We start from the raw sequence: 19,263 nt of genomic DNA, 5'->3' as shown, positions 1-19,263 counted from the left end.
GGTGACGCGTGGACGGGGGGGCGAGGGGGTACCCGCCGTCCGCGCGGAACGCGCAGCCGACCAGGTCAGCGATGCGAAAGGCGCCACCACCATGATCACGACGAACTACGTTCCCGGCTCCCCCTGCTGGCTCGACCTCGGCGCGCCCGACGTGGCCGCCGCGGCGGAGTTCTACGGAGCGGCGCTCGACTGGCAGTACCAGGCCATGGACGACCAGTACGGGCTCTTCAAACGGGACGGGAAGACCGTCGCCGCGCTCGGGCCGCTCACCGAGAAGGGCGCCCGGTCGGCGTGGATGATCTACTTCGCGACCGCCGACGTCGACGCCACCGCCCAGGCCGTGCGGCAGGCCGGCGGCACCGTCCGCGTCGCGCCCATGGACATCGACAGCGAGGCGCGGATGGCGCAGTTCAGCGACCCGCAGGGCGGCCAGTTCGCCGCCATGCAGCCGGGGAAGACCGCCGGCCTGGAGGCCGTGAACACGCCGGGCACCCTGACGTGGACCGAGCTGTACACGACGGACGCCGACGCGGCCAAGACGTTCTACGACGCCGTCTTCGGCTGGCAGACCAGCGACATGCCGATGCCGACCGGCGGCCCGTACACCCTCCTCACGCCCGCGGGCGGCGACGAGGACCTGATGCAGGGCGGTCTGATGGAGATGGCCCGCGAGGACCTGGCGCTGACGGGCGGCATGGCCTACTGGCACCCGGTGTTCGCCGTCGAGGACTGCGACGCCACGGTCGCCCGCTTCCGTGACCTCGGCGGCGGGGTCCAGATGGGGCCGGAGGACGCGGAGGGCGTCGGCCGGCTCGCGATCTGTCTCGACCCGGCGGGCGCCGACTGCGTGGTCCTCACCCCGTCGGCCCCCTGACCCCGCGGGTTCCTCCCCCGAGCCCGTGGGCCGGTCAGCCGTCGCGACGCTGACGGCCGTCGCGGCGGTCGCCGGCCGGACCCTCGCCGGGCGACGCGCCGTCCACGTCCTCGACGCCCGCGTCGTCGACAACGCCCTCAACGCCGTGCGCGTCCTCGACGCCGTCCGCGTCCCCCACCAGCAGGCGGCGGTCGTCCTCCGGCAGCCACACCCCCCGCCCCGGGGCCCGTAGCAGCCAGCCCTCCGCGGCGGCGAGGCCACGGGCGGCGGCGAGCAGGGTGTCGAGCCCCGGATGGCGCAGCCCTCTGCGCCAGACCAGGGAGACGGGAGAGAGCGCCACCGGGTCGGTCAGCGGGCGCAACGCCATGCCGGGCACCCCGGTGAAGACCTCGCTGGCCAGCACCGACCACCCCTGCCGCCGCACGATCCTGCGGAACTCGGCCTCGCCCTCGATCCGGGGATACGGCGCGGCCAGCCTCACGCCGCTCCCCGCGAAGAGCCGCCGGGCGTAGTCGGTCCACTCGGCGGTGTCGGGGTTGCCCGCCCCCGCGTAGAGGGTCTCCCCCGCGAGCGCGCCGAGCGGCACCTCGGCCAGCGCGGCCAGCGGGTGGTCCTCGGGCAGCAGCACCGCGACCCGCTCCTGGCGGATCAGGCGGTGGTCCAGCCCCGAGCGCGCCGCCGGGTCGAGGCCGGCGATCCGCCCGAAGGAGACGTCCAGCCGCCCCGCCGCGATCTCGGCCGCCGCCCCGGTCAGTCCGCTGAGGAAGCGCGCCACGAACTCCCGCTCGGGCGCGGCGCGACGGGCCGCGTCCAGCACCCGCTGCCCGGTCGAGACGGGCGCGCCGACGTCGACGAGCAGCGGCCGGGCCGCGCCGCCCGCGCCCGTTCCCGCCTCGACGGCGGCGGCGAGCTCGTCGCAGGCCGCGAGGACGCGCCGGGCGTGGGGCAGCAGCCGCTCGCCCTCCGGCGTGAGCGTCACCCGCCGGGTGCTGCGGACGAACAGCTGCGTGCGCCAGTCCCGCTCCAGCCGCCTGATGTCGCGGCTGAGGGCCTGCTGCGCGACGTACAGGCGCGCCGCCGCCCGCGTGAAGTGCAGGTCCTCGGCGACCGCGACGAAGGCGCGCAGCAGCCGTGGATCCGTCGTCGTTCCCACCGCCCGCGCCTCCTCCCGTCGGCTCCTCGCGCCCTGAGCCGCCCTCGCCTCCTCGGCAGCCTAACGACCCACAACACGAACGCGTGAATCCGCGCCGAACAGGCGTTGGACCGACGCGCCGCGCGGGGGCGAGGCTGTCCGCCATGCCCCCGTCGTTCCTTCGCCCCTACGCCCGCCTGTTCGCGCACCCCGGCGCGCTCGCCTTCACCGTTCCGAACGTCGTCGCCCGTTTCCCGATGGGCATGTTCGGCGTCTCGGCCGTCGTCATGATCACCTCGCGCCACGACTCCTACGCGCTGGCCGGCTCGGTCGTGGCCACCGGGCTCGTGGTGTCGGCGGTGGTGGCGCCGCTGGTGGCCCGGCTGGTCGACCGGCGCGGCCAGGCCCGCGTCGCGGTCCCCGCGACGACGGTGGCCGTCGTCGGTCACCTGTCCCTGCTGCTGTGTGTGCTGCTGGGCGCGCCGACGTGGACGTACTACGTCAGCATCCTCCTGACGGCCACCACCCCGAACACCGGCGGCATGTCCCGCGCCCGCTGGGCCCACCTGCTGCCGGAGGCGGACTCGCCGCAGCGGCACGTCGCCAACTCCTTCGAGCAGAGCGTGGACGAGGTCTGCTTCATGTTCGGGCCCGTGCTCGCGGCGTTGCTGTGCACCCACCTCTTCCCGGAGGCGGGGACGCTGGTGGGTGCCGCGATGATGCTCGGCGGCACGCTCGCGTTCGCCGCCCAACGCGCCACGGAGCCGCCGCCCGCGCCGGCCGCGCCGGCCGGGCCGGCGGAGGGCGGGGTCTCGCGCGGCGGCGGCAACCCGTTCTGGATATCCGGGCTGGCGAGCCTGCTGGTGACGTTCGCCTGCACCGGTGCCCTCTTCGGCGCGATGGAGGTGGTGACCATCGCCTTCGCCGACGAGCAGGGGCACCGCGCCTGGGCCGGCGTGGTGCTGGCCGCCCAGGCGGCCGGGTCCGCCACGGCGGGGCTGGCCTTCGGCCTCGTGCGCCTGGGAGGCGCGGTGCGGACCCGCTTCGCGTGGTGCGTGGCGGCGATGGCGGCGCTCATGACCCTGCCGCTGATCGCCTCGGGCACCGGCTCCCTGCTGTGGCTCGCGCCCGCCCTGCTGCTCGCGGGAATGGCGACGGCTCCGACCATGGTCACCGGCATGACCCTGGTCCAACGGGTCACGCCACCGGCCCGCCTCAACGAGGGCATGACCCTCGCCGTCACCGCCCTCCTCGGCGGCATCGCCCTCGGCTCCGCCAGCGGCGGCTGGGCCGCCGACCACCTGGGCGACTCCCCGGCGGCCGGCTTCTGGATCCCGACGGCGGCGGCGACGCTCGCCGCCACCGTGGCCGTCGCCGGCGCACTGCGCGCGCGCCGTCGGGACCGCCTCCGGGACGTCCTCGACCACGGCTCCGACCGGGGCCTCGACGCGGGCCTGCGACGGTGACCCGCTCGGCTGCCGGCTCGACGCGGAGCACGGCGGCGTCGTCACCGTGACGGTCGACGAGCCGCCCGGTAAGGCCCCGGCGGGCCCGCCGCGGGCACACCTCCCACAGCCGCCTCACGGCCGCCAGGCCGTCAACAGGTCCGCCGGGTCGACGGTCCTGACGCCCTCCGCCGTCGTGCCGGCGCGGGAGACCGCGATGAGGGGGGTGTCCTCGTTCGCGCCGGGGAGCTGGGAGCGGTGGATGATGAGCCGGGAGAGGTCACGGGCGTCGAAGGGCCTGGACTCCAGCCACTTGATGGAGCCCACGGCCGTGATCCGCCGGGCGACCGGACCCCGGTCGGCGGCCACGATGTCGATCTCGGGATCGTTGGACCGGGTCCAGTATCCGCCGACGGCTCCCGTGCCGTCGGGCAGGCCGCCCTCCCGCATCCGGAACAGCGCCTCGCGCACGACGGGTTCGACGGCACGGCCGCGCCAGCTGGTCCACGAGCGGCGGACGCGGTCGAGCACCAGGTCTCCCCGCCCACGCTCGATGTCGGGGAGGTACGGGCCGAGGAAGGCGAGCCAGAAGCGCAGGTGGGGATCGGCGACGGCGTACCGCGTCTCCTTGGAGGGACGTGTGGAGAGCGGGGTGCCCGCCTCCACGACCCGCTTGGCCGTGAGCAGCGAGAGCGCGCGGGAGAGGCTGCTCACGGGCATGTCGCCGGCGGCTCGGCCGATCAGGACGCGGCTGCGCTCGCCCGTGCCGATGGCGGCGAGCACCTGCCGGGCCTGAACCTCGGCCGGGAACTCGGCGGCCAGCGACCGCTCACCGCTGACGAGGGACGCCGACGTGGGGTCCGCCACCACCTCGGCCAGGTAGTCGAAGACGCCCGCCCCGCTCGGGTACTCCTCCAGCACCAGGGGGAGCCCGCCGGTGACGAGGTACGCGTCGAACGCGTCGGCGGGCGGAACGTCCAGCATCTCGGCGACGTCCGCCGGGTTCAGCGGGGGCACCACCATCTCCGTGCCCCGTTGGTGGAACGGGTGGTCGTAGTCGTTGAGCCGCTCCATCATCGCCAGGTCGGAACCGACGCAGAGCAGGAGCACCGGACGCCGGGAGAGCTCGCGGTCGAAGAGCTTCTGGAGAGTGCCCTCGAAGCCGGGGTCGTTCCTGATGAGGTAGGGCATCTCGTCGAGCACGACCACGGTCGGCCGGTCCTCCGGGAGCGCCAGTGCCAGCAGGTGGAGCGCCGCGTCCCAGGTGGCGGGCCGCTGCTCGCCGAGCGCGGCCACGCCGGGCAGGTCACAGGCGGTCAGGGCCTCGGTGAACATCGCGAGGTCGGCGGCGGCGGTGGGCGGCGCCGAGGCCGTGAAGTACAGGCTGGGCAGCCCGGAGCGCTCGATGAACTCCTCCACGAGCCGCGACTTGCCCACCCTGCGCCTGCCCCGGATGAGCATGGCCCGGCCCGGCCGGCCGCCCCGCCCGCCGTCCTCGACGCGCCCGAGCATGCGGGTCAGCGCGGCGAGCTCGCGTTCCCGTCCGATGAAGCGCGCGTCCACGGCCACCGCGAGACCTCCAGAGACATCCATCCATGAGACATCCATTCGTGAGCGTACCAGAAATGGATACCTCTCTCCCGGGCCTCTGCCCGAGGCTTCTCGTCCGGCTCCTCGCCCGGCCGTATACCGCCCCGCAACCGTCCGGGGTCGGGCGGCGTGATAAGAGACACTTCTCTGCTGCGAGGGGACCGAGGGGCGCACCGACATGACCGTGACCGTGGAGTTCGACCCGCGAGCCCGGCGGCGGCGGGCCGTGGCCGCCGCGCTGCTCAACGCGACCGGGCTGGGGCTCGGCTTCGTCTACCTTCGGCTGTGGGGGCGGGCGCTGCGGTACTGGGTCGTCGCCGCCCTGCTGGTGATCGTCGCCAACGCGCTGAACGCCGCCGACGCGCCCGCCGTCTGGCTGGTCGCCTACGCCCTGTGGCTGCTGCTCGCCGTGTTCCAGGGCTGGCGGCACGGCCGCGCCGGCGAGACCGCGACGATCCGCGCCCCGCGCTGGGCGCCGCTCGTGGGCGTGCTGGTCCTGGCCCTGGCCGCGACCGCGGTGGTGCTGGCGCGCGCCGTGCCGCAGGCCGAGCTCGACAGGGCGGAGACGGCGCACCGCGAGGGCGAGTGCTCCGAGGCGATGCGCCACTACGAGCGGGCGGCCGACACGCGCTACGAGTTCCTGTTGAGCCCGGCCCTCGGCCAGGCGCGGCAGGGCCTGGCCGCCTGCGAGCTGCTGCTCGCCGCCGAGGACTCCGCCGGCAGCGGCGACTTCACCTCCGCCGTCGTCCACTACGAGGACTACCTGGCCGGGTACGACGGCGCCCCGCCGTTCGCCGGCGCGGAGGCACGGCTGACGGGCCTGCGCCTCCAGGAGGCGGACGCCCTCGCCCTCCAGGCCGAGGACTCCGGCGCCTGGGAGGGCGCGGGCGGATACCTGGAGGCGTTCGAGGCGTACTTCGCGCTCCGCGCCGACCACCCCGACTCCGCCGAGGCGGGCGAGGTGCCCGGCCGCGTCGAGGGCATCTACGCGGCGCGCACGGCCGACTTCGACGCCGGCCGCTTCTGCCAGGCCGTCGAGGGCCTGCGCCCGTTCACGGAGTTCGCCGAGAGCTTCGACGAGCCCGAGGCGGCCGACCTCGACGAGCGGGCCTCGCGGGCCCTCCCCGAGGCGGTCCACGGCTGCGGCTCGCTGCGCTACGACGACGGGCGGTACTGCCAGGCGGCCACGCACTTCAACGAGGCCGCCCGCATGCCCGAGGCCACCGACGACCTCGCCGACCAGGCCAGGAACCTCGCGCTGCGCTCCCGCTTCGAGTGCGGCGCCGGCCACAGCGACGACGGCCGGCCCTGCGAGGCCGTGCCGGAGTTCGAGGCGGTGGCGGGCTCCGCCGCGGCCACGCGGGAACTGTCGGAGAACGCCGGCTCCTCCCTGCGCGACGCGCTGTTCGCCTGCGGGCAGACGCGGTACCAGGACGGTGACTACGGCGGCGCCAGGGACACGTTGCGGCGGCTGATCGACGACTACCCGGACGACGGCCGGGTCGCGGACGCCGAGGACCTGCTGATCGCCATCGACATCGCCGAGATCAGCGAGGGCGGCGAGGCGGGCGAGCTGCCGGACCCGACCGAGGCGGGCTCGGGCGCGGCGGGCGTGGCCACCGTGGAGATCGAGAACGGCTCCTCGGAGACGCTGGAGATCCTGTACACCGGCCCGGAGACGGGCACCACCACCATCGACGCCTGCTCGGGCTGCGCGGCGACGCTCACGCTGGCGCCGGGCGCCTACGAGGTGGTGGCGCGGGCCAGCTCCGACAGCACCGTCATCCCGTTCTACGGGACGTGGGAGCTGGATGGTGGATACGCGTACGCGAACTACTTCTACATCACGTTCTTCTGACCTCCTGTGGGAGAGGCTTGATCCATGGTCATGGACGAGGACGGCACGAGCGGCGCGGACGCGGAGCCGGAAGCGGAAGCGGGCCCGGAGGCGGAGGCGGAGGCGAGGGCTGGCGGTCGCCGGGGGGCGGGCCGCCGGGGGTGGGCGGCGGCGCTGCTCAACGCCAGTGGTCTGGGCGCGGGCTTCCTGTACCTGGGCGCGTGGTGGCTCGCGGCGGTGAACGTGGTGGGGACGGCGGGGCTGCTCGTCGGCGCGAGCCTCACGGAGGCGTCCGACAGGCCACGGCTGTGGCTCGGGGTCTACGCGGGGTGGCTGGCGCTGGTCGCCGCGGCCGGCTGGCTGCGGGCCAGGCCACGCCGCCCGCGCGCCACGGCGGCGGCGCCGGCCGTGGCGGCCGTGACGGCGACCGGATCGACGACCGCGGCGGAGGAGCCGGCGGCAGCGGACGAGGAGCCGCCACGGGCGGACAGCCCGACCGTCACGCTTGCCGCGCCAGCACCGGACGGTGGCCCGCCCCCGCCGGCCGTGGGGCCCGACCTCGACAGCCCGACGATGACGCTGGCCGCCCCGCCCGCGGCGCCGCCCCGCGCCACCTGGCGTCCCTTCGCCGTGGGCGTGCTGCTGGTCGCCCTCGTCGCCACCGGCGTCACGATGCTGCGCGCCATACCACAGAGCGAGTTCGACAAGGGGCAGGAAGACCACGCCTCCGGCAACTGCGTGAGCGCCGTCGACCACTACTCCCGGGTCGAGGCGGACTGGACCCAGTTCACGCTCCCGAGCGAGCCCGCCGACGCCCGCCGCGAGCGGGACAACTGCGTTCTGCTCCAGCGTGCGCAGGACGCCGAGGCGGCCAGGGCGTTCAGCGCGGCGATCGACGACTACGAGTCCTACCTCGACCGGTACCGGCGGGACGGCGGCCCCGTGTGGACCGGCGCCGAGGACCACCTGGCGGGGCTGCGCCTGGAGTACGCCGACGTGCTCGCGGAGACGGCCCTGGCCGAGACGGACCCCCACGACCCCAACCGGTACGTGGACGCCGTCGAGGCGTACGCCGCCGTCCGTCAGCACCACCCGGACACCCCCGAGGAGGCCGAGGTCGACGGCCGCCTCGACGACCTCTACGCGAACGGCACCCCGGCCCTGAGCGAGGAGCGGTACTGCGACGCCGTCGCGGAACTCACGCCCTTCGCCGAGCTGAGCGCGGTCTCGCCCGTCGACGACGCCGCGACGCTCGCCGAGCGCGCCGCGTCGGACGTGCCGAGGGCGCATCTCGGCTGCGGCGACACCCGGTACGCCGCCGGGGACTTCTGCGAGGCGATGGGCTCCTTCGACGAGGCGGCTGGCGACCCGAACGCCCCCGCGGACGTGCGCGCGTCCGCCGACAGCTCCCTGAACCAGGCCCGCTACGAGTGCGGCGCCGCGCACCTGGCCGACGACCGCCCCTGCCAGGCGCTCGAACCGCTGGACGCCGTCGACGCCGTCGACGCCGTCAACGGCGGCGGCGTGGCGGACCGGACGCGCACCGCGCTGCGCGGCGCCCTCTACGACTGCGGCCTGGTGCGGTTCCGCGACCGCGACCACGGCGGGGCGCGGGAGCTGTTCCAGCGGGTGGTGGACGAGTACGAGGGCTCCGACCAGGCGCGCGCAGCGCGGGACATGCTGATCGCGGTGGACGTCAACGAGGCCGGCGACCGCGACCCGGAGCAGGTCATGCCCGGCGGCTCGTGGACCGACAGCGGCGGCGGCTCGGTGTCGATGGAGATCTACAACGCCTCGGGCGAGGCGATCGAGCTGCTCTACGCGGGGCCCGAGTACGGCCGCGTCACCGTCGAGGCGGGGCCCGACGCGGGCGAGGGCCGCTGCGAGAACCCCGAGGGGCTGCCGTCGACCACCATCACCCTCCCCGTCGGGGACTACCAGACGCTGGCCCGCTCCACCCAGGACGAGTCCGTCACCGCCTACGACGGCGTGTGGCGCCTGGACGCCGGCTTCGTCTACCAGGACTGCTACTACATCACGGAGGACGGCATCGTCTACTGAGCCCGTCGGAGTCCCCTCGGAGTCCCGTCGGAGTCCCGTCAGACGCCGAGGAAGAGCTTGGCGGTGCTGAAGTAGATGACCAGCCCGGTCGCGTCCACCAGGGTGGTCACCATGGGCGCGGAGACCACGGCCGGGTCGATGCGCAGCCGCTTGGCCAGCAGCGGCATCGTGCCGCCGACGGTCGAGGCCCAGGCGCAGATGACGACGAGGGTGACGGCGACGACGGCGGCCACGTCCCACCCGACGAAGAGGGAGCCGACGAGGAGCCCGACGACGGCGAGCATGCAGCCCAGCAGCAGCCCGGTGCGGCACTCGCGCCACACCACCTTCAGCAGGTCGGATGTCCGCACCTCGCCGACGGCCAGGGCGCGCACCGCCGTCGTCGCCGCCTGCGCGCCCGCGTTGCCGCCCGTGCCGATGATGAGCGGGACGAACAGGGCGAGCTGGGTGGCGGCCTCCAGTTCGCTCTCGAAGACGCGCGTCACGGTGACGGTGAGGGTGGCGGCCACCATCAGGAGCGTCAGCCACATCATGCGGATGCGGGAGAGATGGAAGACACTGGCCGACATGTAGTGCCGCTCCAGCGGCTCGGTGCCGGCCTGGCGCGCGACGTCCTCGGTGTCGGCGGCCTCGATGACCTCGAAGGCGTCGTCGCTGGTGAGAAGGCCCACGAGGCGGTCCTCGCTGTCCACGACGGGCAGGTCGATGACGTTGGTCTCGCGCATGAGGCGCGCGGCCTGCTCGGCGGGGTCGGTGGCCCGCGCCCGGGGCGCCTCGGTGACGACGAGGTCGGAGACCATGGTCTCCGGCTCGGTCAGCACGAGTTCCCTGAGTTCGACGACGCCCCGCAGGCGGCGGCCCCGGTCCACCACCGGCAGGGTGTAGATCGTCTCGGCGTGGGCGCCGCGGCGGCGCACCACCTCCAGCGCCTGGCCCGCCGTCAGGTCCTGCTGGAGGGCCACGGTCTCGGGCGTCATGTACCGGCCGGTGGAGCCCTCGGGGTAGCCCAGCAGCGCGGCCGTCATCTGCCGCTCGTGGGCGGACAGGCCGGCCAGCACCCGCCTGGCGACCTTGGCCGGGGCCTCCTTCAGCATCCGCGCGCGGTCGTCGGGGTCCATGTGCTCGACGAGGTCGCGGAACGCCTGGTCGCGCAGACCCTCCAGGATCTGCTGCTGGTCGACGGGGTCGAGCTCCTCGAAGACCTCCAGCGCCCGGTCCTTGTCCAGCAGCCGGAAGGTGACGACCGAGTTGACGGCGTCCATGCGGGCGATCTCGTCGGCGATGGCGTAGGGCGGCTGGGTCTCCAGCCACTCCAGCGCTCCGGCGAGGTCGTGGTCGTCGAGCAGCGCGGGCAGGTGGGTCATGACGGGTGAACCCCCAGGAGACGGAAGGCGATCACGGGCATCCGGGGTGCGCGCACACGCCGACCAACCGCCCCGCGGGGGCGCGTTGTCTCAGACCACCCGGCCTGGTGGTCCGGCCTCAGCTGGGTGGGCTGGCGTGGCGCGGGGGATGACTGGGAGGGTCACTGCGCATCGCAGCCTCACCTCCCGCGGTACGGATCCGCCAAAACCGTTCTTCAGGGTATCGCCCATCCAGGGCGCCGCGCGCCACTCGGGGCGCCGACCGGGGGCCTCACGCGGAACATGTGGTGAACGCTACGCGACCCGCCCGTGGATGAGGGGGCGTGCCGGCGCGGGCGTGCCGGCGGGCTCGACGCGGACGGCGTCCTCGGCGGCCAACACGGTCAGCGCCGCCTCGAACCGTTCCGGGGTGTCGGTGTGCAGGGTCAGCAGCGGCGCGCCCTCGGTGACGGTCTCCCCCGGCTTGGCGTGGAGTTCGACGCCGGCCGCCGCCTGCACCGGGTCCTCCTTGCGGGCGCGCCCCGCCCCGAGCCGCCAGGCCGCCACCCCGACGGCGTAGGCGTCCAGCCGCGTCAGCACCCCGCTGGCGGGCGCCGCCACGGTGTGCGTCTCGCGCGCGACGGGCAGGGCCGCGTCGGGGTCGCCGCCCTGGGCGGTGATCATGCGGCGCCAGACGTCCATGGCGGAGCCGTCGGCCAGCGCCCGCGCCGGGTCGGCGTCGGTCAGGCCGGCGGCGTCGAGCATCTCGCGGGCCAGCGCGAGGGTGAGCTCGACGACGTCGGCGGGGCCGCCGCCGGCCAGCACCTCGACGGACTCGCGGACCTCCAGCGCGTTGCCCGCGGTGAGGCCGAGCGGGGTCTCCATGTCGGTCAGCAGGGCGACGGTGGTGACGCCGTGGTCGGTGCCGAGGCCCACCATGGTCTCGGCCAGCTCGCGGGCGTCGTCGAGGTTCTTCATGAACGCGCCGGAGCCCGCCTTGACGTCCAGCACCAGGGCTCCCGTGCCCTCGGCGATCTTCTTGGACATGATCGAGGAGGCGATCAGCGGGATGGACTCGACGGTGCCGGTGACGTCGCGCAGCGCGTAGAGCCTGCGGTCGGCCGGTGCCAGGCCCTCCCCGGCGGCGCAGATCACGGCGCCGGTGGTGGCGAGGATGTCGAGCATCTCGTCGGGGGTGAGGCGGGCGCGCCAGCCGGGGATCGCCTCCAGCTTGTCGAGGGTGCCACCGGAGTGGCCGAGGCCACGGCCCGACAGCTGCGGCACGGCGGCGCCGCAGGCGGCGACGAGCGGGGCGAGGGGGAGGGTGATCTTGTCGCCGACGCCGCCCGTGGAGTGCTTGTCGGTGGTGGGGCGGGGCAGGGAGGCGAAGTCCATGCGCTCGCCGCTGGCGATCATCGCGGCGGTCCAGCGGGCGATCTCGGCCCGGTCCATGCCGTTGAGGAGGATCGCCATGGCGAGGGCCGACATCTGCTCGTCGGCCACCTCGCCGCGGGTGTAGGCGTCGACGACCCAGTCGATCTGGGCGGGGGTCAGGGCGTGGCCGTCGCGCTTGGCGCGGATGACGGTGATGGCGTCCATGCGGGCTCTGGTTCTCGTCGGGGTGTGGGTCGGATCACGGGCCGGATCGCGGGCCGGTCACCGGGCGGTTCGCGGGCCGGATCGCGGGCCGGTTCGCGGGCCGGTCACCGGGCCGCCGGGCCGGCTTCAGTCGCCGGCGGCGGGCGGGGTCGGTCGGTCGTCGTCGAGGGCCCAGGCGGCGGGCAGCAGCGTGGCCAGGGGGACGGCGCCGTCGCGGGTGTCCACCACCAGCCCGGGGCCGCCGTGCTCCATCAGCAGCTGCCGGCAGCGCCCGCAGGGCGTGATGACGCGGCCGGCCGCGTCGCAGCAGGTGAAGTGCGTCAGGCGGCCACCGCCGGTGGCGTGGAGGGCCGAGACGAGGCCGCACTCGGCGCACAGGCCCAGGCCGTAGGAGGCGTTCTCCACGTTGCAGCCGCTGACGGTCCTGCCGTCGTCGACGAGCGCCGCTGCGCCCACGGGGTAGCGGGAGTACGGGGCGTACGCCCGGCTCATCGCCTCCCTGGCCGCCAGGCGCAGCGCCTCCCAGTCCACGTCTCCCGCGTCCGGCGCGTCCGGCGCGCCCGCCGCCGTGTTCTCCCGGCTCACGTGCTCTCACCCTTCCTGAACGGTCGGCCGATGGCGCGTGGTGGGCGGAGCCGTTGCGCGAACAGCGCCAGCACCAGCAGCGTCGTGAGGTACGGGGTGGCCGAGACGAACTCGGCCGGCATGGTGTCGGTGGTGGCGTACCAGAGCGCCAGCAGCGCGGCCACCACCCCGGTCAGGAGGGCGGGACGGCGCCGGCCCCGGACGAACTGCCACACCGCCCAGGCCGCCAGCGCGAGCGCGAACAGCAGCAGCGTGGCGTGGACGGTGTCGCCGCCGCCACGGTTCTGGAGGGAGTCCATGAAGCCGAAGAGCCCCGCGCCGGTGGCGACGCCGCCGGGGCGCCAGTTGCCGAAGATCATGGTGGCCAGGCCCAGGTACCCGCGGCCGCCGGTCTGGCCCTCCAGGTACATGTGGATGAGCACGGCCAGGTACGCGCCGCCGAGGCCGGCCAGGGCGCCGGAGATGACGAGGGCGAGGTACTTGTAGAGGTAGACGTTGACGCCGAGGGACTCGGTGGCCTCGGGGTTCTCGCCGCAGGAGCGCAGCCGCAGGCCGAAGGAGGTCCGCCACAGCACGACGTAGCTGCCGACGAAGAGCGCCACGGCGAGCAGCGAGAGCCAGGAGACGTTGTGGACGGCGGCGCGCAGGATGCCGGCGGTGTCGGAGAGCAGGAACCAGTCCTGTTCGTCGAGGTCGCCGAGCCAGTCGGAGACGCCGGGGACGGTGAACGGGGAGAGGTCGTCCATCTGCGGTGACTGGTTGTCGTTGCCGCCCAGCCGCTCGGCCTCGCTGCCCTCCGCCGCGAACCACAGCTTGGCGAGGAACTGCACGACGCCCAGGGCCAGGATGTTGATGGCGACACCGGAGACGATGTGGTCGACGCCGAAGGTGACGGTCGCGACCGCGTGGACGAGCCCGCCGACGGCGCCGCCGATGATGCCCGCGACGACGGCGGCCCACGGCCCGTGCTGCCAGCCGATCCAGCCGGCGGCGAAGAGGCCGAGCATCATCATGCCCTCGAGGCCGATGTTGATGACGCCCGCCCGCTCGGCCCACAGCCCGCCGAGGCCGGCCAGGCCGATGGGGACGGCGGCCGTCAGGGCGCTGGTCCACTGCCCCGTCTCGGTGAGGCTGGACTCGCCCGTGACGACGCGGACGACGGAGAAGAGCACCAGCGCGCCGGCGATCAGCAGCAGCACGCGGGGCGTGGTCAGCCGCGGCCGGCGGGTGTGCGGGCGCGGGCGGGGCACGCCCGCCGTGCTCTCCTTGACCGCGCTGGTGGTGGAGCTCGTGCTGGGGCTGGTCACGCCGACACCTCCGCCGACTCGTCGCTCTTCTTCGGGGTGCCGGCCGCCGCCCGCGCCAGTTCCTCGCCGACCAGGCGCTGCTGGCGGCGCAGGCCCCAGCGGCGGACCACCTCGTAGGCGATGACGACCGAGAGCACGATGACGCCCTGCATCACGTCGACGATCTCCTGGGCGTACCCCTCGAACTCCAGCTGGGTGCCGGTGCGTTCGAGGAAGCACCACAGGAGGGCGGCGAAGGCCATGCCGACGGGGTGGTTGCGGCCGAGGAGGGCGATGGCGATGCCGGTGAAGCCCAGGCCCTCGGGGAAGTCGTTGCCGTAGTTGCCCGACTCGTTGAGCAGCGTCGGCATGCCGACCAGGCCGGCGACGGCGCCGGAGAGCAGCATCGCGGTGACGACGGTGCGCTTGACGCTGACGCCGCTGGCCTCGGCGGCGGACTCGCTGCGGCCGACGGCGCGCAGGTCGAAGCCGAAGCGGGTGCGGTTCAGGACCAGCCAGTACGCGACGCCGGTCAGGACGGCGAGCACGATGGTGCCGTAGATCGGGTCGGGGTTGGTGGCGATCTCGAAGAACCAGCTGGAGCCGGGGATGTCCGGCGTGTGGATGATGTTGTCCTCCAACTCGCCGAAGCGGTCGGGCTGGAGGAAGTAGCCGATGAGGGAGCCGGCGATGAAGTTCAGCATGATGGTGGTGATCACCTCGCTGACTCCCCTGGTGGCCTTGAGGTATCCGGCGATGCCGGCCCAGAGCGCGCCGCAGGCCATGGCGGTGAGGATGATGACCGGGATCTGGATGACACCCGGCAGGGTCAACGCGCCGCCGACGACGGCGGCGAAGAAGGCCGCGATGCGGTACTGGCCGTCGACGCCGATGTTGAAGAGGTTCATCCGGAAGCCGATGGCGACGGCCGCGGCTGCCAGGTAGTACGGGATGGCCTTGTTGATGATCCAGACCTGGCTGTCGCTCTTGATGCCGAAGTCGATCATCACCTCGTAGGCGGTGAACGGGTTCTGGTCCGTCAGGCTCATGACGAGGGACGTGATGGCGACGGCGGTGACGATCGCCAGCACGGGCGCGGCCAGCGCCAGGATCAGCTTCTCCCGGTCCGGCCTGAGCCGGGAGCGGAACGTGGACGTCACGGCGTGTCCTTCCCTTCCCCGTTGTCCGCCTCGTCGGCCGGGCCGTCCGCGTCGGCCGGGCCGTCGGCGTCGGCCGCGCCGTCCGCGTCGGCCGTCTCACCCTCCAGGTGGCCCGTCGCGGCGCCGGTCATGGCGGTGCCGAGCTCCTCGGGGGTGATCGTGGCCGGGTCGGCGTCGGCGACGAGCCGGCCGCGGTACATCACGCGCAGCGTGTCGGACAGCCCGATCAGCTCGTCGAGGTCGGCGGAGATCAGCAACACGGCCATGCCCTCGCGGCGGGCCTGGCGGATCCGGTCCCAGATGTCGGCCTGCGCGCCGACGTCCACACCGCGCGTGGGGTGGGCGGCGATCAGCACCTTCGGCCGGTGGCTCATCTCGCGGCCGACGATCAGCTTCTGCTGGTTGCCGCCGGAGAGGCTGGCCGCGGTGACCTCGATGCCCGGCGTGCGCACGTCGTACTCCTCGACGATGCGGCGGGTGTCGGCGCGGGCGCCCGCGAGGTTCAGCCACGGGCCGCGGCTGTTGGGCTCCTGCGTGACGTGGCCGAGCATCCGGTTCTCCCACAGCGGGGCCTGGAGCAGCAGGCCGTGGCGCTGCCGGTCCTCCGGGATGTACCCGATGCCGTGTTCGCGGCGGGTGCGGGTCGTGGCGCGCGAGAGGTCCTCGCCGTCGAGGACGACGGTGCCGCCGTCGGGCACGCGGACGCCCATGACGGCCTCGACGAGCTCGGCCTGCCCGTTGCCCTCGACCCCGGCGATGCCCAGCACCTCGCCACGGTGGATCGTGAAGTCGATGTCGGCCAGCAGCTCGCGCGGCAGGCCGTCGGCGTCCGTGCCGGAGAGGTGGAGGCCGGAGACGGTCAGCACCGGCTCGTCGGTGACGGTCGACTCGCGGGTCTCAGGGGTGGGCAGCTCGCTGCCGACCATCAGCTCCGCCAGCTGGCGGGGCGTGGTCTCGCCGGGGGTCAGGGACGCGACGGTGGTGCCGCGCCGGATCACGGTGATGGCGTCGGCGACGGCCAACACCTCGCCGAGCTTGTGCGAGATGAACAGGACGGTCAGGCCCTCGTCCTTCAGGCCGCGGAGGTTGTCGAAGAGGGCGTCGACCTCCTGCGGCACGAGGACGGCGGTCGGCTCGTCGAGGATCAGGGTGCGGGCGCCGCGGTAGAGGACCTTGAGGATCTCCACGCGCTGCCGGTCGGCGACGCCGATCTCCTCGACCAGCACGTCGGGGCGGACACCGAGGCCGTAGGCGTCGGAGATCTCCATCACGCGGCGGCGGGCGCGGGCGCCGATGCCGTGCAGGCGCTCGGCGCCGAGGACGACGTTCTCCAGCACCGTGAGGTTGTCGGCCAGCATGAAGTGCTGGTGGACCATGCCGATGCCGCGGGCGATGGCGTCGGAGGGGCTGTGCAGGGTGACCTGCTCGCCGTCGATGGTGATGGTGCCCTCGTCCGGCCGCTGCATGCCGTAGAGGATCTTCATCAGGGTCGACTTGCCCGCGCCGTTCTCGCCGACGAGGGCGTGCACGGTGCCGCGTTCGACGGTGATGTCGATGTCGTGGTTGGCCACCACGCCGGGGAAGCGCTTGGTGATGCCGCGCAACGCGACGGCGGCGGCGCGTTCGCTGGGGGCTTCGATGGCGCACCCTCCTCGGGACGAAAGCGGGAGCGGACGGACGGTGGGACGACGGACGTGGGAACGGTGTGACCGTACCGCGCCGCCCACCGCGGGCCGGGATTCGGGGCCGGCCGGCGGTGGGCGGCGGTGAGCGGTGGTACTCCCTCCCACGCGGGGGCGCGTCGGTGCGCGCGGGAGCGCGCCGCGGTTCCGCGTGGGAGGAGGGCGGTTACGGCGTCTCGTCGACCGAGATCTCGCCGTTGCGGATGGCGTCCGCGGCGGCGGTGATCTCGGCCTCGATGTCGTCGATGAAACCGCCGGAGGTGGCCAGGGAGACGCCGCCCTCGGCGAGGTCGTACTCGTGGATGCCCGAGGGGCCCCCGGGCGGGTCTCCGATCTCGACCCGGGTGATCAGGTCGTAGACCGCGTTGTCGACGCCCTTGACGACCGAGGTGAGGATCGAGTCCTGGTACTCGGCGAGGGCGGGCTGCTGGTACTGGTCGGAGTCGACGCCGATGGCCCAGGCGCCCTCCTGACCGGCGATCTGCTCGATGGAGCCGAGCCCCGACTGGCCGGCGGCGGTGTAGATCACGTCGATGCCGCGGTCGAGCATGCCGCTGGCCTTGTCGCTGGCGCGGGCGGCGTCGTTGAAGCCCTTGGGGTCGGACTCGTAGAGGTACTCGACGGAGACCTCGACGTCGGGGTTGGTGTCCGCGACGCCCTGCACGAAGCCGGCCTCGAACTTCTGGATCAGCGGGTTGTTCACGCCGCCGATGAAGCCGACCTGGCCGCTCTCGCTCTTCAGGGCGGCGGCGACGCCGGCGAGGTAGGAGCCCTCGTGCTCGGCGAAGAGCATGCCGTAGATGTTCTCGCCCTCGGGGGCGGCGTCCACGACGCCGAAGGTGGTGTCGGGGAAGTCGGCGGCGACCTCGGCGACGGCGTCGGCGTAGAGGAAGCCGACGGCGATCACCGGGTTGTAGCCCTCGCGGGCGAAGGTCTCCAGCCGCTGGACGCGGTCGGCGTTGGTCTCGCCCTCGTCCGCGGTGGAGTACTCGACGGGGATGTCGAGTTCCTCGGCCGCGCGGTCGGCGCCGCGGGCCGCGGACTCGTTGAAGGAGGCGTCGTCACGGCCGCCGACGTCGAAGGCGATGGCGACGCCCGCGTCCTCGTTCTCGGAGCCGGACTCGGTGGAACTCTCACCGCAGGCGCTGGCGGCGAGCGCCAGGACCGTGGTGATGGCGGCCGTTGCCGCAAGCCTGGTTACGCGGCGCAAGAGAACGATCCCTTCACACAGAAGCCGTGAGATGTCGGCGGAATCGTAACGCGCGTAGATCTGGCGTGAAGCCCGCTTCCCGGCCCGTTATCAGATCGGTGCGAACGCAACGCGTACGCAACATGGCGCCGGCGCCCGCCACGCCGCGGAGCCGCGCGACGCGCGCCGCCCTGACCTTGTCAGTCCAGGACGGCGGCGGCCGCGAGGAGCTCCGCGCCGACGCGGATGGCGCGCTCGTCCACGTCGAAGTCCCCCTGGTGGATGTCGCGGGGCGCACCGTGAGCGGACGCCTCGTCCGGAGAGCGGACGCCGAGACGGGCCATGGCCCCGGGCACGTGCTCCAGGTACCAGGAGAAGTCCTCCCCGCCGAGGCTCTGCTCGGTGGGCTCCACGGCGCCGGGGCCGTGCCGCTCGGTCATGGCGCGGGTCAGCAGGGCCGTGGCGTCCGCGTCGTTGACCACCGGGGGGACGCCCCGGACGTACCTCAGCTCGCACTTGGCGCGGTGCAGCGCCGCCACCTCGTCTATGGCGGCGTGGACGAGGTCCGGCGCGTCGTGCCAGGCGGCCAGGTCCAGGCAGCGCATGGTGCCGGCGAGGGTGGCCTGCTGGGGGATGACGTTGGGCGCGTGGCCGGCGGCGATGTGGCCCCAGGTGACGGCGAGGCCGGCGCGGGCGTCGACGCGGCGGGCCAGCAGCGCCGGCACGTCGGTGGCGATCCGGGCGGCGGCGGTGACGAGGTCGGTGGTGAGCTGGGGGCGGGCGGTGTGCCCGCCGGGGCCCGCCAGGGCGACCTCGATCATGTCGCAGGCGGAGGTGATGGCGCCGGTCCGCACGCCGATGCGCCCGACCTCGACCCGGGGGTCGCAGTGGACGGCGAGGATACGGCCGACGTCCTTCAGCGCGCCGGAGGCGATCGCGTCGTGCGCGCCGCCCGGCATGACCTCCTCGGCGGGCTGGAAGACCAGCCGCACGGGGCGGGGCAGCCGGCCGGCGCGGGCGGCCTCGGCCAGGAGCAGGCCGGCGCCGAGGACGACCGTGGTGTGGACGTCGTGCCCGCAGGCGTGGGCGCGGCCGGGGACCGTGGAGCGGTACGGCACCGTCTTGGTGTCGGGGATGGGGAGCGCGTCGAGGTCGGCGCGCAGGGCGAGGACGGGGGCGCCGCCGCTGGTGTCGCCGATGTCACAGAGCAGACCCGTGCCGCTGTCGAGGACCCGTGGGGCGAGACCGGCGCGCTCCAGCCGCTCGCGGACGGCCGCGGTGGTGCGTACCTCCTCGCGACCGAGTTCGGGGTGCATGTGCAGGTCCCGGCGGAAGGCGACGAGCTCCTCCTCCAGGGCGGGCTCCAGTTGCGGCAGTTCACTCACGTGACGAGATTAACGCTCCGGGGGCGGGAGTTGGGGGCTTGCGTGCGAAACGTCATCCCACCGAGTGCCCTCGTTGCCGCATGAGAACACCTGCG

General features: G+C 74.0%; 14 protein-coding genes. 4 read left to right on the top strand and 10 right to left on the bottom strand.

The genetic code is table 11. The features are described from left to right. Positions 1 to 91 precede the first annotated feature (91 nt). Positions 92 to 874 (top strand): VOC family protein, encoded by a 783-nt coding sequence (locus ACTWP5_RS18655; protein WP_443222133.1) that lies wholly within the window; start codon positions 92 to 94, stop codon positions 872 to 874. A gap of 34 nt (positions 875 to 908) precedes the next feature. On the opposite strand, the gene ACTWP5_RS18650 is transcribed toward ACTWP5_RS18655, so the two are convergent. Then, on the bottom strand, positions 909 to 2,027 hold the full coding sequence (locus ACTWP5_RS18650) for a LysR family transcriptional regulator (RefSeq protein ID WP_443222132.1): 1,119 nt from the start codon (positions 2,025 to 2,027) through the stop codon (positions 909 to 911). A 143-nt stretch (positions 2,028 to 2,170) separates the two neighbouring features. On the opposite strand from ACTWP5_RS18650, the gene ACTWP5_RS18645 reads away from it, so the two are divergent. Next, complete coding sequence (locus ACTWP5_RS18645) at positions 2,171 to 3,472, top strand: MFS transporter (RefSeq protein WP_443222131.1); 1,302 nt, start codon at positions 2,171 to 2,173, stop codon at positions 3,470 to 3,472. Between the two features lie 114 nt (positions 3,473 to 3,586). On the opposite strand, the gene ACTWP5_RS18640 is transcribed toward ACTWP5_RS18645, so the two are convergent. Continuing rightward, positions 3,587 to 5,044, bottom strand: a complete 1,458-nt coding sequence (locus ACTWP5_RS18640) for an ATP-binding protein (RefSeq protein ID WP_443222130.1) — start codon at positions 5,042 to 5,044, stop codon at positions 3,587 to 3,589. Positions 5,045 to 5,219: 175 nt separating this feature from the next. On the opposite strand from ACTWP5_RS18640, the gene ACTWP5_RS18635 reads away from it, so the two are divergent. Continuing rightward, positions 5,220 to 6,899, top strand: a complete 1,680-nt coding sequence (locus ACTWP5_RS18635; RefSeq protein ID WP_443222129.1) for a tetratricopeptide repeat protein — start codon at positions 5,220 to 5,222, stop codon at positions 6,897 to 6,899. A gap of 24 nt (positions 6,900 to 6,923) precedes the next feature. Continuing rightward, positions 6,924 to 8,939: a tetratricopeptide repeat protein gene (locus ACTWP5_RS18630; protein ID WP_443222128.1), complete on the top strand. Its 2,016-nt coding sequence runs from the start codon at positions 6,924 to 6,926 to the stop codon at positions 8,937 to 8,939. Positions 8,940 to 8,977: 38 nt separating this feature from the next. On the opposite strand, the gene mgtE is transcribed toward ACTWP5_RS18630, so the two are convergent. From mgtE to ACTWP5_RS18590, 8 genes are all read right to left on the bottom strand, one after another. Then, positions 8,978 to 10,303 (bottom strand): magnesium transporter, encoded by a 1,326-nt coding sequence (gene mgtE / locus ACTWP5_RS18625; RefSeq protein ID WP_443222127.1) that lies wholly within the window; start codon positions 10,301 to 10,303, stop codon positions 8,978 to 8,980. Positions 10,304 to 10,597: 294 nt separating this feature from the next. Next, positions 10,598 to 11,881 (bottom strand): thymidine phosphorylase, encoded by a 1,284-nt coding sequence (locus ACTWP5_RS18620; protein WP_443222126.1) that lies wholly within the window; start codon positions 11,879 to 11,881, stop codon positions 10,598 to 10,600. A 126-nt stretch (positions 11,882 to 12,007) separates the two neighbouring features. Continuing rightward, positions 12,008 to 12,466: a cytidine deaminase gene (locus ACTWP5_RS18615; RefSeq protein WP_443222125.1), complete on the bottom strand. Its 459-nt coding sequence runs from the start codon at positions 12,464 to 12,466 to the stop codon at positions 12,008 to 12,010. After that, positions 12,463 to 13,773, bottom strand: a complete 1,311-nt coding sequence (locus tag ACTWP5_RS18610; RefSeq protein WP_443222124.1) for an ABC transporter permease — start codon at positions 13,771 to 13,773, stop codon at positions 12,463 to 12,465. Before ACTWP5_RS18610 ends, ACTWP5_RS18615 begins: the two co-directional genes overlap by 4 nt. Further along, positions 13,770 to 14,912: an ABC transporter permease gene (locus ACTWP5_RS18605; RefSeq protein WP_443222123.1), complete on the bottom strand. Its 1,143-nt coding sequence runs from the start codon at positions 14,910 to 14,912 to the stop codon at positions 13,770 to 13,772. Before ACTWP5_RS18605 ends, ACTWP5_RS18610 begins: the two co-directional genes overlap by 4 nt. Further along, the gene (locus ACTWP5_RS18600; protein ID WP_443222152.1) at positions 14,909 to 16,552 is read right to left on the bottom strand and encodes an ABC transporter ATP-binding protein; all 1,644 of its coding nucleotides are present in this window, start codon (positions 16,550 to 16,552) and stop codon (positions 14,909 to 14,911) included. The genes ACTWP5_RS18605 and ACTWP5_RS18600 overlap by 4 nt, the downstream gene beginning before the upstream one ends. 208 nt (positions 16,553 to 16,760) lie before the next feature. Next, entirely contained in the window at positions 16,761 to 17,804 is a 1,044-nt protein-coding gene (locus tag ACTWP5_RS18595) for a BMP family lipoprotein (protein ID WP_443222122.1), read from the bottom strand. A gap of 179 nt (positions 17,805 to 17,983) precedes the next feature. Continuing rightward, positions 17,984 to 19,168, bottom strand: coding sequence for an amidohydrolase (locus ACTWP5_RS18590; RefSeq protein ID WP_443222121.1), 1,185 nt, complete (start codon positions 19,166 to 19,168; stop codon positions 17,984 to 17,986). Positions 19,169 to 19,263: the final 95 nt, after the last annotated feature.

The organism is Streptomyces sp. 4N509B (assembly GCF_052245655.1).
Classification (GTDB): domain Bacteria; phylum Actinomycetota; class Actinomycetes; order Streptomycetales; family Streptomycetaceae; genus Streptomyces.
The sequence above is the reverse complement of the archived record's forward strand: the minus strand, read 5'-3'. Positions and strand labels throughout refer to the sequence as shown.

Excerpts from the sequence above, each read along its gene's own strand:
- ACTWP5_RS18655 (WP_443222133.1), top strand. The coding sequence starts at position 92 with ATGATCACGACGAACTACGTTCCCGGCTCCCCCTGCTGGCTCGACCTC.
- ACTWP5_RS18645 (WP_443222131.1), top strand. The coding sequence starts at position 2,171 with ATGCCCCCGTCGTTCCTTCGCCCCTACGCCCGCCTGTTCGCGCACCCC.
- ACTWP5_RS18640 (WP_443222130.1), bottom strand. The coding sequence starts at position 5,044 with ATGGATGTCTCTGGAGGTCTCGCGGTGGCCGTGGACGCGCGCTTCATC.
- ACTWP5_RS18635 (WP_443222129.1), top strand. The coding sequence starts at position 5,220 with ATGACCGTGACCGTGGAGTTCGACCCGCGAGCCCGGCGGCGGCGGGCC.
- ACTWP5_RS18630 (WP_443222128.1), top strand. The coding sequence starts at position 6,924 with ATGGTCATGGACGAGGACGGCACGAGCGGCGCGGACGCGGAGCCGGAA.
- mgtE (WP_443222127.1), bottom strand. The coding sequence starts at position 10,303 with ATGACCCACCTGCCCGCGCTGCTCGACGACCACGACCTCGCCGGAGCG.
- ACTWP5_RS18620 (WP_443222126.1), bottom strand. The coding sequence starts at position 11,881 with ATGGACGCCATCACCGTCATCCGCGCCAAGCGCGACGGCCACGCCCTG.